The sequence below is a fragment of the Pseudomonas sp. R2-37-08W genome (assembly GCF_003851705.1).
In the GTDB taxonomy this organism is placed as follows: domain Bacteria; phylum Pseudomonadota; class Gammaproteobacteria; order Pseudomonadales; family Pseudomonadaceae; genus Aquipseudomonas.
Genome location: NZ_CP027728.1, coordinates 3132345 through 3146353 on the forward strand (window position 1 = coordinate 3132345; position 14009 = coordinate 3146353).

Below are 14009 nucleotides of genomic sequence, written 5' to 3' on the forward strand. Positions count from 1 at the left end.
GTGGAGTGTGCCCAATGAAATCCATCCACCTGTTCCAACCGAAACTCGCGGCACTGTCGGCACTGGCTTTTCTCTCGGCCTGCAGCGTTGGCCCTGACTTCAAAGCACCTGAACCGAGCCCTTCGCAGCATTACGACCCGCAGGCCGAACAACGTCTGGGCGCTCAGCAACGCATTGCGCTCGGTCAAAAAGTCAGCGGGCAATGGTGGTCTGCCTTGCGCTCAGCCAAGCTGGACCAGGTAATGCGCCGTGCCATTGATGGCAACCTTGAACTGGTTGCTGCCGACGCAACCCTTCGCCAGGCGTCTCAAGCCGTGGCAGCGGCACAAGGTGCGCTGTACCCGCAAGCCGACTTCGGCGCCACGGCGGGTCGCCAGCGCGTGCACAACGCCCAGGCACCTTCGACCGCCAATATCTACGCGGTCGGGCCTAGGGTCGGTTTTGATCTGGATGTGTTCGGCGGCAATCAACGGCTGGTCGAACAGCGGCAAGCGTTTACCGAGCTGCAACGGCATCGTTTCGAAGCGGCGTACCTGACCCTGACCGGCGAAGTCGCCAGTCAGGCCTTGCGGGTGGCCTCGGCCAATGCGCAAATCCTGGCCGTGGAAAAACTGCTGGCCAATGACAGCAAAAACCTCGAACTGGTGCGCGCGGCCCGTCTCAACGGCAGTGCCACGCGAATCGACGTGTCGTTGGCCGAAACGCGTCTGGCCCAGGACCGCACCCTGCTGCCACCGCTGGCCCAGCAACGGCAGGCGGCCGGCCATGCGCTGTCGATCCTGGCCGGCAAGGGACCGGCTGACTGGATCGCGCCGGACTTCCATCTCGATGAATTCACCTTGCCATCAAACGTGCCGGTGAGCCTGCCCTCGGAAATGGCGCACAACCGCCCGGACGTACGCCAGGCCGAGGCCGGGCTGCACATTGCCAGCGCCGCTGTCGGCGTGGCCACCGCCAATTTGTATCCACGGGTGACGTTGTCCGCCTCGTTCGCCCAGGCGGCGTCAGGCAATGGCGCTGCTGCGCTCTGGGGTTTCGCGGCGGGCGTCGCCGGGCCGATCTTCAATGGCGGCAGCCTCAAGGCCGAGCAGCAGGCAGCGATTGAAGGCTACAACGCGGCGCTGGCCGGCTATCAGCAGACCGTCATCAGCTCGTTCGGCCAGGTCGCGGACACGCTGCAAGCGATCAACCATGACGCCGAAGAGTTGCGCGCCCAAGAAGAGGCCCTGCAAGCGGCGCAAACCAGCCTGGGGCTGAACCAGCAAGCCTACGCCCTGGGTGAAACCAGCATCCTCCAGGTATTGGAAGCCGAGCGCGCCTATCAACAGTCGTTGCTGGGCCATGTCCGCGCGAAGACCGCGCAGTACCTCGACATCGTGCAGCTGTTTGTCGCCCTCGGCGGCAACACCGTCGGCGTCGGTGAGCAACGGATTGCTCGCCACCAAGCCCCACAACGTGCCTATCAGTAGAGGCTGCGGCCTCGATATTGGAGTAATGACATGTCCTACGAAGCGTTTCACGATGAACTGCGCGCTACAACATTTGCGCTGAATCACGGCACGGGCAAAATGCCCGCCGTCGGTTTCGGCACCCTGTTCAAAGACCTCAGCGTCACCACCGAGGCGGTCACCCACGCGCTGGAAACCGGGTTCCGCCATTTTGATTGCGCCGAGCGGTATCGCAACGAAGAACGTGTAGGCGTTGCCTTCAAAGCCTTCATGGACACGGGCAAGGCGCGGCGCGAAGACCTGTTCATCACCACCAAGCTGTGGAACACCAACCACCGTCCCGAGCGCGTATTGCCTGCGTTCGAGGCCAGTTGCCGTCGGCTTCAGGTGGACTACATCGATTGCTATCTGATCCACACGCCCTTCGCATTCAAGGCAGGTGACGATCAGGACCCACGCGATGCGTTCGGTCATGTCCTCTACGACAACGACGTGAAGCTGATCGACACCTGGCGGGCGCTCGAGCAACTGGTGGATGAAGGCCGTTGCGGATCTATCGGCCTGTCCGATATCACGCTCCAAGCGCTGAAGGAGCTTGTCGCCCAGGCGCGGATCAAGCCTGCCGTGGTGCAGGTCGAATCCCACCCTTACCTGCCGGAATGGGAACTGCTGGAATTCTGCAAACAGCATGGAATCGTCGTCCTCGCCTTTGCCCCACTCGGGCATGGCATGGAGCCGAACGTGTTGGAAGACGAGGTGATTACCAGTATCGCCCGGCATTTGCATCGCACGCCGGCCCAAGTATTGCTGGCTTGGGCGGTACAGCGCGGCGCCGCGTTCCTGACCACCTCGGCGACACCGAGCCATATCCGCGAAAACTTCAACATCACCACCCTGCCCCATAGGGCCATGCAGGAAATTCGCGAAGAGATCACCACGCGCATACGCTTCAACTCGGTGGTCGAGACGGGGGTTCCGGGTTTCATCCCGCGCAAACACTAGTACGCGACAGGGACGGCGCTGGCCGTTCCTTTTTCCCTTGAGGTGATAATGATGGATGTTTTCCAGACCATGCGCTGTTTCCTGGCGGTCGCCCAAAGCGGCAGTTTTACTGCGGCGGCCCAGTTGCTGGACACCACCACGAACCACGTTTCCAAAGCGGTCACCCACCTCGAGGCCCGCCTGCAAACCCGCCTGATCAACCGCACGACCCGGCGCCTGGCGCTGACCGAGGCCGGCACACGTTACCTGCAACGCTGCGAGAAGATTCTGGACGAGCTGCGGGAGGCCGACGAGGAAGCCGGCACCGCACAGGTCACGCCCGTGGGCCGCTTGAAAATCCACGCCATGGCGGCCGTCGGCAATCACTACGTGATCGACGCCATCGCAAAATACCGAGAGACCTATCCCTCGGTACTGTTTGATTTGACGCTGAACAATCGGCTGCCGGATCTGCTGGAGGAAGGCTACGACATGTCGATCGTGCTGGCGCGGGACCTGCCGGATTCGGGCTTCGTTGCGCAGCGGCTGGGCACCACCTACAGCATCCTGTGCGCTTCGCCTGACTACCTGAACAAACGCGGAATGCCCGACACCCCGGGTTCGCTGGGTGAGCGTGATTGCTTGAGAATCGTCAACACGGTCATGCCGGCTGAACACTGGATTTTCGAAGGGCCTGAAGGCGTGGAAACCGTGACCACGCCGCTGTCGCCGTTCCACGTCAACACCGCCGATGCCATGACCGTCGCCATCACGCTTGGCATGGGCATTGGCATCCAGCCGATCGCGTCCGCCGTGGCCGGCCTCAAGGCAGGCACCCTGGTGCGGGTGCTGCCGAAATATCGTTTCGAAGAGTTGAACCTGTTTGCGATCTACCCTTCACGAAAATTCGTCGATGCCAAAATCAAAACCTGGGTGGCGTTCCTTCAAGACTACATGCCGGGATTGCTGGCGAACGATGACAAAATTGCGCGCTCGTCAGAACGGGCCTGAAGGCCGCGCATCCTCGGATGCGCGGCGGGATGTCGTCTTCACAACACAAACGTAGCCCCACGCGTATTCACAAACAGCGCGTAGATCGAATGACTACTGGCCATGAACAGCCGATTCCCTTCACGCCCCCCAAAGCACACATTCGGGCAGCGCTCTGGCAGCGAAATGTGCCCGATGGGCTTGCCCTGCGGATTGAACACGCGCACGCCATCGAGTTTTTCCAGGTCAGCCTTGGGATCCCCATTGCCGCCCCAGCCGCACCACAGGTTGCCGGCTTCGTCGCATTTGATGCCGTCGATTGCGGCATAGTCCAGCCCCTCGATGTGCTTGCGGCGTTCGCCCAGCGTGCCGTCGTCCTTCACGGCAATCGCCCAGATCAGGCGATTGGGCTTGGCGCGACCTTCGACGACGTACAGGGTTTTCTCATCGGGAGAAAAGCACAGGCCGTTGGGGCCATTGAGGTCGTCGATTACCCGCGTGACTGCTTGGCTCTCGCCGTCGATGCGGTACACGGCGTGGGGCTGGGTCGGGGTGATTTTGTGCCCTTCGTAGTTGTTGCCGGTCTGGAATGGCGGGTCGGTGAACCAGATCGATCCGTCACTTTTGCAGACAATGTCGTTGGGCGAATTGAAGCGCTTACCGTCGAAGCTGTCGGCCAGCACGGTGATCGTGCCATTGTATTCGGTGCGCGTGATGCGACGGCCTTCGCTGGTGGTGGTCGAGCCTTCGCAGACGATCAGACGCCCCTGGCGATCCCGGCACATGCCGTTGGAGAAATTCGAGTGTTCGCGGTACACGGTGAAGGTGTCGCTGATCTCGTCCCAGCGCATGATGCGATTATTGGGAATGTCGCTGACCAACAAATAGCGGCCATCACCGACCCACACCGGCCCTTCGGCCCAGCGCATACCGGTGGCGAGTTTTTCAACACTGGCGTTGAATACACGTAGCTCGAGAAAACTGTCGTCGAGGATGTGAACCAATGGATCAGGGTAACGCTGGCTCAAGGGTTCGGCGGCCTCGGAGAGCCGGGTCAGTGTGGTGCTGCCGAGGGTGGCGAGCGTGGCGGAAACAGCGAGGGATTTTTTCAGGAAGCTGCGGCGGGTATTGCCCTTTGCTTGGGTAAGGGTTTCAGGCGTGGCGGACAGGGTTGAGTCCATGAGTGGTCTCCGTCGTTTTATTTTTGTTGGAGACTAAGTAATACCTTGTGGTAGGACATCGTACAAGTGGTTGTTGCTTGAGCGCTGGCGTAGGCGGGGTTTACCTTGAGCTTAATGCGCAAGCGTTATATATCCTGCCCTCGCTGCGGATGGAGGGACACGCCTGACGCAATCACCGACCGCTGGCACTGGCCTCTTCTCACTATCAGACATTGGAAAGTGTATTAGGCACGTCAGCTGGTGGGAGACCGAAGGCATAGAAATCATTGGCTGGATCGTGCCAGCAACCTCTGCGCATCGACAGGCGGTCATCTTTCTACCGAAACGAGCAGAGCATAACGGTGCCGACGGGCAATGGCGAAAATTAGTAACTCGACCTATGCACTATGACTATGGTGATACCCGGTAGCGGCAACCAGGACCACTGCGCAAGCTATTGAAATTGAAGAGTTACAGGCTGGATGTGTGTTAGTTCCTGTAGGTTGTGAAATCTTTATTCATCCGATGTATCAAAAACAGCAACCCTTGGCTTAAAGAATTCTGGTTACCTGCCGCTATAGAGGCTGGTTCCGATAACGCTACTTGCAACGCCAATATCACAGCAATTCAATCGGCGCCTCCCTATAACTACACTGTCGAATTTGAAATCAAATAATCCGACATTTGTATAGGCACCCTAGCTGAAGACAGCTCTCGAGCTCTCCTCAGCGCATGGAGTATTACCATGGATATTTCGATCAAATCGTATCAAGCAAGTACACAGGCAAAGGCTCCTACACAAGAGAAGCTTCCTTCGTCCAACCCTGTAAATTTACCTTCAGGGGATGCCACCCTCAAGACGACCGAGACCGTCACAATCTCCGATTCTGCACGGGCACTGTACGCATTAAGTAACGCTGATGACAAACAAGCCTCTATGTCCAATAGGGATTTAAAAGGACAATATGCAAAGGGTCAGAGCGATATGTACAATTTCGGGCAGCGGATTGCTGGTGGGAATCTTAATAATAAGGATCTACTTCCCAAAACAGACGACCCTACCCGTTTGGCGTTAGGTCAACAGTCACTAGATTACGCAGTTGGGCTGTCTAAGCTCCCCCCAGAAAAACTTCCAAACCCATTTGAAGGTATGGCCCGAAACGGGCTAAGCAATATTGTTTATGATGATTCAGGAACCTATACGGATGCAGAACGATATGCCGCTTATGGGGAGCTTAGTAAGCAGGATGAAACATATTTTTCCAAGTTGTACGCCAATATAACGAACGGCGGTGACAACAGTGAAATCTTCAAAGGCATCATGGACTATTTCGATGATCTTCCAGAGGTCGAGAAAGCGGCATACCCTGATGGCTTTAGGGGCAGTATAAAAAGTCTTTACCAAGAGCAGTTAGGACAATCGGGGCCGCTCGCCCTGCTCAGGCAATCGACTGAAAACGACTCTGATAAATTGTCCCCGAGCTTCTTCAACAAGGAACAATCACCGGAGCAGATGTTACAAGCCGTCTTAGAAAAAGCGATTGCTCTTTCGACGGTCTGACCAGTCCAAAGCAACCAATGTGTCGCGGCACGGATCAATGACGGAGCGTTTTTACACACTCTAGGTCGAAGGCCGTCTTTCGTGAATGTCGGCTAATGGCCGCTTTTGGCCGAAAGCTACCTTCGCCACAGACCTCTCGATCACCGCCTCCACTCAGTTCGTGACGATGATCGTCGCAATCGCTAGCCCTTCTCCTGCCCAGCACTATCTTTCAGCGGATAGATAACCAAATCCCACCCAATAAAAAACCCCGCAGACGTTAATCTACGGGGTTTTCAAGAGTGGAGGCCGAGGTCGGAATCGAACCGGCGTAGGCGGATTTGCAATCCGCTGCATAACCATTTTGCTACTCGGCCTCAAACGATCAATGCCTGTGTTGCCGGCACTCATCGCATACAAACTTGAGTGGGCTCTGTGAAGCTCGCCTCTACTCTAACTCATTGAATACATTGAAGTTTTTAATGCTTCATTGCGTTCGATGGGCGCCATTATGTACTCATTTGCTTTTGCCTGCAACCCCTTGATTTCAAAAATATTTCGCATTGGCATCAAGGGGTTGCGTGCCTGCCCTACTCCTGGATGCGTTGCTCCTGGTAGTGCGGGTCGGCTTTGATTTGGGCGTCGGTGAATGGCAGTGGGCGCAGATTTTTCGCGGAGAATGATTGGGTCTGGTCCTTGGAATAGTTTGACTCAGGGTTGCTGGACTCGGAGAACGCCAGTACGCCTACCGCCTGGGGTCCTTTGTCGTCGAAGGTGACGATTTGCAAATAGCTGGTGCCGCTGACGACTTCGCGTTTGCCGTCGGCGCGGGGCACGGTTTGCATGGCGTTGTAGATGCCCAACTCTTGCGGGCCGCCGTGGATCGGGGTTTGGCCGGAGACCTGGATGTCACCCCAACGGCTCAGGCCGAGTTTGTCGACTGCGGTGCTTGAGGCCAGCATGGCTTCGCTCAGGGCTTTGGCCACGGGTGCGCGGTCGATGGCCAGGCCGCTGGGGCTGCTCAGCGGGTGAGCCGGGTCGAAGGCGACGCGCCAGGCATCGGGTATTTGCTGCAGGTGTTCCACCAGGTTGATGAAGTGCACCAGGCCCAGGCCGCTGTCGAGGTTGGCGCGTTGGTCCCAGGTTTTCAGGCTGGTGCACAGCGCCTGCAGCGCGGCAGCATCGGTGCCAAGCTGTTTGGCGCAGAACTGCAGCAGGTCGGGCATGACTTGCCCGGCGAGGTACACCTCGTTGTCCATGACCATGTTTTGCAGGGCGCTGACGGTGATGGGTTGTTTCTCCAGGGATTGCAGGCGTTGCAGGGCGAATCGGGCGCGGGGGCCGAGGCCGATGTTGTCCTGGCTGATCACCGGGGAGAAGCCGGTAAGCGGCGCCTTGGGGTTGGCCATCCACGCGGAGTCGTTGGAATGTTGCACGTAGTCCGTGCGTTGCAGTTGCGGCAACTGGGCAGCCGCGAAAATGCCGGCCTGGGCGGCCCGTGGGTCAATGTCCCAGGCGCAGGCGCTGCGGCTGCCGTCGAGCATGATCATTTGCAGGCCGGCGCGCGGGTCGCTGCATTGCGCCAGTTTGGCAGCGCTGACGTTGGGCACCACCGACAGGTTCATGTACAGGCTCTGGCCCTGATCATCGGCGGCCAGGGTGTTGACCCAGGGGATGCCTTGCAGGGTGTGCACCGAAGTTTGCAACTCCGCGAGGCTGCCGGCGCGGTTCATGGCGTACCACTGCTGCAGCACGCGGTCGTTGCCGAGGTTGGCGTCGCGCAGGCTGAAGGCGTAATGGTTGTCCCAATCCAGCTTGCCGGGCCACTGCACCACCGGGCCGAACTGTGAACTGTAGACCGTATGGGTGACGTCCTTGACGCTGCCATCGGCCTGCTTGATCTGCAGCGTCAGCGTGGTTTTATCCAGGGGCACGGACTTGCCATCGAGCAGGTAGCGCGTGGAGTCCTTGGGGTCGAGCGTCAGGCGATACAGGGTGAAATGCTTGGAGGTGTCCACCGTATGGGTCCAGGCCACGTGCTGGTTGAAGCCGATGTTCACCACCGGCAACCCAGGCAGCGCCGCGCCCATCACATCCAGTTGGCCGGGGATCGTCAGGTGCATCTCGTAAAAACGCATGCCGCCCACCCACGGGAAATGCGGGTTGGCCAGCAACATGCCACGCCCATTGAAGGAACGGTCGCGGCCCACCGCTACGGCATTACTGCCCCGGTCAAGGGTGAAGCGCTGTTGATTGGCAGCGGCCACTTCGAATGCCTTGGCGTCGGGCTGCACGGCGGCGGTGGCCTGGGGTGGCGTCGCGCCCACCAAGGCTTCGGCGAATTGGCCGACACCGCCTTCTACCAGCAGCCTACGGGTCAACTTGATCAGGTCTTCCTTGACCAGCGGCCGCACCCACGCCGCCTGACACTGCGCTGGCGCGCCCTGCTCTTTCAGATAACGGTTGTAGCCGGCCACATAGCCTTCGATGCGCTGGCGGATCTGCGGCGTTTGCGCCTTCCAGAACGCCTCCACCGCGTCCGGTGTGTTGAGCCAGGTAAAGAACACATCGCTGGCCAGGTTGTTGCGTTCTTCCAGGGTTGCCTGCTCGGGGCCGAAGAACCGGGCGCGCTGGCCATTCACCGTAATCACTTCATTGGCCAGCAGGCACAGGTTGTCCTGGGCATACGCATAGCCGATGCCGAAACCCAGGCCGCGCTCATCATTGGCGCGGATATGCGGCACGCCATAGGTGGTACGCCGAATCTCTGTGGACGCCTGCGCCACCGGCTCCCGCGCCGATGCCGCCAGGCTCATTCCCAGCAACAGCCCTGCCACGCATACCCTGGACAACCCGTTGAAAATAATCACGCCGACTCCACAGTCAAATTGAACACCCTCGGTAGGGACAACTCCCCCACCGTAAGGACGCAGCCAACCGAAAATAATTTAATGGCGTGGGCGGTTTATTCCAGGCGCTCGCACTGTGACAAACCCGATACCGACAAAATTTCTACATCCTGCACTTCATGATTTTGCGCGTTCGTTCGTCTTATTGAATAAGAGCACCATCATTTTCCTGATCAGGCTCTGATAAGGAGTTTTTGCATGTACAACCCGCAAGTGCCCACGGATGGACATTCATCGACCGCCGAGGCCAATGTCGGCAACACCCCCCTAGGGTTCGGCAAAACGCCCGAACAGCAGGGCAACCAGCGTATTCGCCATTTGCTCAAGTGTTTCGGTCTGCGCACCAGCCTGATCCGGCTGAAGGTCATCGACGCCCTGCTCACCGCTGCCGGCAACCAGCGCACCCTCGGCGTGCGCGGCGTGCACAGCCATCTGCTGGAGCTGGGCATCCCGTTATCGTTTCTCAGTGTGCGCGAGGTGCTCAAGCGCTTGTGCAGCGAGGGCGTGATCACCCTCAATGCCGACAAAAGCTACAGCCTCCACGAAGAGGCCGCCAAAGTGCTCGAGGGACGCGCCTGAATCACGCGCGCATCAGAAGTGTGGCTTGACCTTGCGACGCATGATGCCGTTGATCACGACCACCACCACGGCAATCGCAATGGCCAGGTACTGGAAGGTTTTCTCGCTGATGGCGCCAATGTTCTGCAGGTAGGACAGGCCGAACATCGAGGCCAGTACGGCCAGGGCAATCAGAATCGAGTATTTCAAGCGTTGTTTCTGGGTCATGACGAGTTCCTGAACCTTAAAGAATGTATCCAGTGTGTATCGCCGCAGATGCCAAGCACATACCCGAAAACGGGGATGGACGCTGGGCGGCAAGGTCTCATGTTACAGGCGATGAAAAGCTTTGGCTCGTTCCGCGCCCGATTGACCTTGTGAGCCCCTGGAGGATTGCCCCAATGCTGCGTCGAATCACCCTGCTGATTCCCTTGCTGATCATGTTGACCCTGAGCGGCTGCTTCTTTTTTCCACGAGGTGGCGGCGGCTGGCATGACCATCGCTACGGCGGTGGCCCAGGCTACGAGCACCGCTGAATGAACGAGCGTCTCGCTGCCGGCGAGACGCTCACCCTGGAAAAACCGCTACCCGCCATGCACCCAGCGCTGATGCAGCCACCGCGCCAACGCGTCCAGCGCAAACCCCAGCAGCCCGATCAGCAACACCATCGCCATCAGTTCCGAATACGCCAGCCGGTCACGGGTATCGAGGATGTAATACCCAAGCCCCGCACTGACCCCAAGCATCTCGCACGGCACCAGCACAATCCACAGAATGCCGATGGCCAGGCGCACGCCCGTCAACACATGCCCCACCACGCCCGGAATGACCACTCGTCGCAACGTTTCCCAGCGCGTCGCGCTCAAGCTCTTGCTCAATTGCAGCCAGCGCGGGTCGAGCTGGCGCACGCCCGCCGCCGTGTTGAGCATGATCGGCCACACGGCGGCGAACGCCAGCAGGAAATAGATCGGCTGGTCCCCTACCCCCATCAGCATCACCACGATCGGCATCCAGGACAGGGGCGAGATCATCCGCAAAAACTGAAAGGCCGGCGTGGTCGCCGCCTCCAGCTTGCGCGAACTGCCTACCAGCAGACCCAGCGGAACTCCAATCAGCAAGGCCAGGAACAGCCCGACGAAGATGCGCTTGAGGCTCACCGCGATGTGCACATACACCTCACCGCGCCCGAGCAATTCCCACAGGCTGCTGAACGTCGCCGCCAGGGAAAAGCGCGCCGACAGGCCGTCCGCCACGCCAAACAGTTTTACCCCCAGCCACCACAACACCAACAACCCGGCCAAACCGCCGAACCCGAGCAACCAGCCCGGCCACGCGCCGGTTTTTCCGTTGTTCAAACGCCAATCTCCTCATTCCGCGCGTAACCCTCAGGCAAGCCGAAGGTCTGCATGCCGCCGACGGCCTCGATGGCGTTGCGCACAAAGCGGTCGTCCACCAGGTCCTTGGCAACGAACGCCGGGTCGAGGTCGGCGAGGAATCGCTTGTCGCCTTCGATCAAGGTGTCTTTGAGGCGGCGCACCAGTTCTTCCGTGTAGCTGGGGAATGGGTAAGGTTGGAAGTCGATGCGGTGCTCGTCCCAGTTGGCGTGCTGGATCGCGCCATCGGCCAGGTACCCGGCGCGATCGGCGGCGGCAGGCGCGAGCACCTTGCTCAACACCGGTTCGGCATGCGGCGTGTAGCGGTTCGGGCCGTCCTTGGACAGCAGCTTCACCGCCTCTTCGCGATGGTCACGGGTCCAGATCTGGGCCTTGACGATGGCGCTCACCACTTTCTGCGACCATTCAGGACGGTTGGTCAGGTCATGTTCGTGCATGAACACCACGCAGCAGGCATGGTTGCGCCATATGTCGCCGGTAAAGCGCTGCACCCGGCCGACCTTGAGGTTCTCGGCCAGGGCGTTGAACGGCTCGGCGACGATGTAACCGTCGATGCGCTTGCTGGCCAATGCCGGCGGCATGTCCGACGGCGGCAGCACGATCAGGTTGACTTCATTGGCGCCAATCGCACCGCCCGCCGCGCGTGCCACCGGCGTCAGCCCGTTATCGCGGAACAACTGCTGTACCACCACGTTATGAATCGAATACCAGAACGGAATCGCCACCGACTTGCCGCCCAGCTGCTTCACGTCGGTGATCCCCGGCGCCACGGTCAGGCCCGAACCACCGACGTGGTTCCATGCCACCACTTTGGCCGGCACCTTGCTGCCGTAGCGCGCCCACACGGTCATCGGCGACAACAGGTGAATCACGTTGACCTGCCCCGAGATGAACGCTTCGATCACCTGGGCCCAGCTGCGCAGCAACACCGGGCGTTCGGCCTGGATGCCCTCGGCTTCGAACAGCCCATTATTGTGCGCGACCAACAGCGGCGTGGCGTCGGTGATCGGCAGGTAGCCGATGCGCACCGGCGCGTCGGGCTCACTGGCGGCGCGCGCCTGCAGGCTGCTCAGCAACGGCAAGGCACCGGCAGCGCTGAGCACCGCCGAGAGTTTGAGAAAGTCGCGACGCGAGTGGGTCAGGTCATCCAGACACATGGCTAAGCTCCAGCAGATCAAGGGGGTTGGGTTGAGGGCGGCTCGCCTGCCGTAGGGTTTTAAGAATGTCGATGCGCAGCGCGCCAATGGCTTCGACCTGGTCCTCACGCGGTTGCGGCAAGTCGATTTGCCACTCGCCCAACGTGCGCGCGGGGCGGTTCCCCAGCAGCAGGATGCGGTCAGACAACAGCAAGGCTTCGTCGATGTCGTGGGTGATCAGCACGGCCGCCGAGCCCTGTTCGCGATTGACCTTGAGCAACAGATGCTGCATGTCCGCGCGGGTCACTTCGTCGAGGGCGCCGAAGGGCTCGTCCAGCAGCAACACCTGTGGCTGGCGGGCCAGGCAGCGGGCCAATGCGGTGCGCTGGGCCATGCCGCCGGACAGCTGCGCGGGAAATTGGTGACGGGCGTGTTCCAGGCCGACAGCGGCGATCGCATGCTCCACACGCTGGCGGCGCTGTTCATTGCCCAGGTGCGGTTGCCGGGCGAAATCCAGGCCGAAGGCGACGTTCTTTTCCAGATTCAGCCACGGCAGCAGGCTCGGGTCCTGAAACGCCACCGCCACCCGAGGATGCGGGCCATTCAAAGGCTCCCCCAGCACGCGTACGCTGCCGCCCTGGGGCGCCTGCAAACCGGCCAGCACACGTAACAGACTGGACTTGCCCACGCCGCTGGGGCCGAGGATCGACACCACTTCGCCGGGCTGCAACTGCAGGTCGAAGCCTTCCAACACCGGGCCACTGGCATACCCCAGGCAAACGCCCTGCGCCGTCAATACCGCGAGGCTCATAGGTTGGCCTGGCGGTGCAGCTCGGTGCGCAGCTGCACCAGGCTGGGCGTGACGATGGGCACAAACGCCGATTCACGCCAGCGCCGGGCAAAGCCGCTGCCGTGGGCGGTAAGGTAGGCCTTGCCGCCGCTGGCCTGCAACTCCAGCTGCACAGCGCTGGCGGCGGTTTCCGCCAGGGCGATGCGCAGCTTGAACAACGGCACCGGTTCAGCGGCGAATCGCCCGGCCAGCAGGCCGTTCTTGAGTTCGTTGACCAGGTGATCGAGGGTCACGCGCAGCGCTTCGAGTTCTTCGCGCAACACGGTGCGCGAAGCGCCCAAATGATGAGCCACCTCCGCCAGGGAGCGGCGCGCCAGCCCGATCGACAGGCCGCATTGCAAACCCAGGAACGCCGGGCGCACGGCGGGCAGGAACTGGCGCGCGTCCTCATGCAATAACCAGTCGCGGCTCAGCTCCACGCCTTCCAGGCCGAGGGCAGCGGTATTGCTCGACTGCAGCCCGAGCAACTCCAGGTCGCGGGAGCGCTGCAAGCCGGCCACTGAATCCGGAATCGCCAGGATAAACGGCGCGCCGCCAGCCGCGTGTTCAACGGCCGCAGCGGCGACGAAGCCGCTCTTGCGCAGGTTGGTCACCCAATGCAGGCGACCGTTGAGGGTCCAGCCGTGGTCGTTGGGTTCGGCGCTGATCTGCAGCGTCTCGATGCCGGACAGGAACTTCATCGCATTCGACAGCCCGGTGGCACCGGCCAGCTTGCCGCTGAGCAAGTCCGGCAGCAGTTGCTCGCGCAGCGGCGCGTTGGGGCTCTGCAACAAGTATTCGATAAACGAGCGTTGGCCCCAGCACACGAACGCCGCCGCCAGGGAATGGCTGGCGATATTGGCGATGGCCTCCACGGCCCCGGCCACGTCGCCGCCCAGGCCACCCAGGGTTTTGGGCACGCCGACGCGCAACACATTGGCCTCTGCCAGCCGTGGCAGCACTTCCTGTGGATCGCAACTGCCCACGTCCAGGGCCTGCGCTTGAACATCGAGCCAACGGCTCAAGATTGGGTCAAGCATGTACGTTTCTCCTTGTTCCTACAG

The 14009-nt window shown here is 60.5% G+C and carries 13 protein-coding genes and 1 tRNA gene; 6 read left to right on the top strand and 8 right to left on the bottom strand.

The window, feature by feature from the left end; translation table 11 throughout:
• Positions 1 to 14 precede the first annotated feature (14 nt).
• From C4J93_RS14420 to C4J93_RS14430, 3 genes are read left to right on the top strand one after another with little or no spacing between them, the layout of a single operon-like run.
• Positions 15 to 1469 carry an efflux transporter outer membrane subunit gene (locus tag C4J93_RS14420; protein WP_124367183.1) on the top strand — a complete coding sequence of 485 codons (1455 nt, stop codon included), beginning with the start codon at positions 15 to 17 and terminating at the stop codon, positions 1467 to 1469.
• A 30-nt stretch (positions 1470 to 1499) separates the two neighbouring features.
• On the top strand, positions 1500 to 2450 hold the full coding sequence (locus C4J93_RS14425) for an aldo/keto reductase (RefSeq protein ID WP_124367184.1): 951 nt from the start codon (positions 1500 to 1502) through the stop codon (positions 2448 to 2450).
• Between the two features lie 51 nt (positions 2451 to 2501).
• Entirely contained in the window at positions 2502 to 3440 is a 939-nt protein-coding gene (locus C4J93_RS14430; protein ID WP_124370837.1) for a LysR family transcriptional regulator, read from the top strand.
• Positions 3441 to 3478: 38 nt separating this feature from the next.
• Here C4J93_RS14430 and C4J93_RS14435 read toward each other — a convergent pair whose 3' ends face one another.
• Positions 3479 to 4600, bottom strand: a complete 1122-nt coding sequence (locus C4J93_RS14435; RefSeq protein ID WP_124429703.1) for an SMP-30/gluconolactonase/LRE family protein — start codon at positions 4598 to 4600, stop codon at positions 3479 to 3481.
• Between the two features lie 724 nt (positions 4601 to 5324).
• Here C4J93_RS14435 and C4J93_RS14440 point away from each other — a divergent pair.
• Positions 5325 to 6140 carry a hypothetical protein gene (locus C4J93_RS14440; RefSeq protein WP_124429704.1) on the top strand — a complete coding sequence of 272 codons (816 nt, stop codon included), beginning with the start codon at positions 5325 to 5327 and terminating at the stop codon, positions 6138 to 6140.
• 282 nt (positions 6141 to 6422) lie between these two features.
• On the opposite strand, the gene C4J93_RS14445 is transcribed toward C4J93_RS14440, so the two are convergent.
• A tRNA-Cys gene (locus tag C4J93_RS14445) sits at positions 6423 to 6496 on the bottom strand.
• Between the two features lie 213 nt (positions 6497 to 6709).
• Positions 6710 to 8989 (bottom strand): acylase, encoded by a 2280-nt coding sequence (locus C4J93_RS14450; protein WP_124429705.1) that lies wholly within the window; start codon positions 8987 to 8989, stop codon positions 6710 to 6712.
• A gap of 237 nt (positions 8990 to 9226) precedes the next feature.
• Here C4J93_RS14450 and C4J93_RS14455 point away from each other — a divergent pair, with 237 nt between their 5' ends.
• Positions 9227 to 9607 carry a fe2+ zn2+ uptake regulation protein gene (locus C4J93_RS14455; protein ID WP_124363022.1) on the top strand — a complete coding sequence of 127 codons (381 nt, stop codon included), beginning with the start codon at positions 9227 to 9229 and terminating at the stop codon, positions 9605 to 9607.
• Positions 9608 to 9619: 12 nt separating this feature from the next.
• Here C4J93_RS14455 and C4J93_RS14460 read toward each other — a convergent pair whose 3' ends face one another.
• The gene (locus tag C4J93_RS14460) at positions 9620 to 9814 is read right to left on the bottom strand and encodes a hypothetical protein (protein WP_124363023.1); all 195 of its coding nucleotides are present in this window, start codon (positions 9812 to 9814) and stop codon (positions 9620 to 9622) included.
• Between the two features lie 173 nt (positions 9815 to 9987).
• Here C4J93_RS14460 and C4J93_RS27425 point away from each other — a divergent pair, with 173 nt between their 5' ends.
• On the top strand, positions 9988 to 10122 hold the full coding sequence (locus C4J93_RS27425) for a hypothetical protein (RefSeq protein ID WP_256657411.1): 135 nt from the start codon (positions 9988 to 9990) through the stop codon (positions 10120 to 10122).
• Positions 10123 to 10170: 48 nt separating this feature from the next.
• Here the strand turns inward: C4J93_RS27425 and C4J93_RS14465 are convergent, their stop codons facing one another.
• The 4 genes from C4J93_RS14465 to C4J93_RS14480 are packed head-to-tail and all read right to left on the bottom strand — an operon-like array spanning position 10171 to position 13985.
• Positions 10171 to 10941, bottom strand: coding sequence for an ABC transporter permease (locus C4J93_RS14465; RefSeq protein WP_124429706.1), 771 nt, complete (start codon positions 10939 to 10941; stop codon positions 10171 to 10173).
• The gene (locus C4J93_RS14470) at positions 10938 to 12137 is read right to left on the bottom strand and encodes an ABC transporter substrate-binding protein (RefSeq protein ID WP_124429707.1); all 1200 of its coding nucleotides are present in this window, start codon (positions 12135 to 12137) and stop codon (positions 10938 to 10940) included. The genes C4J93_RS14465 and C4J93_RS14470 overlap by 4 nt, the downstream gene beginning before the upstream one ends.
• Entirely contained in the window at positions 12124 to 12927 is an 804-nt protein-coding gene (locus C4J93_RS14475) for an ABC transporter ATP-binding protein (RefSeq protein ID WP_124429708.1), read from the bottom strand. The genes C4J93_RS14470 and C4J93_RS14475 overlap by 14 nt, the downstream gene beginning before the upstream one ends.
• The gene (locus C4J93_RS14480; RefSeq protein ID WP_124429709.1) at positions 12924 to 13985 is read right to left on the bottom strand and encodes an acyl-CoA dehydrogenase family protein; all 1062 of its coding nucleotides are present in this window, start codon (positions 13983 to 13985) and stop codon (positions 12924 to 12926) included. Before C4J93_RS14480 ends, C4J93_RS14475 begins: the two co-directional genes overlap by 4 nt.
• Positions 13986 to 14009 lie beyond the last annotated feature (24 nt).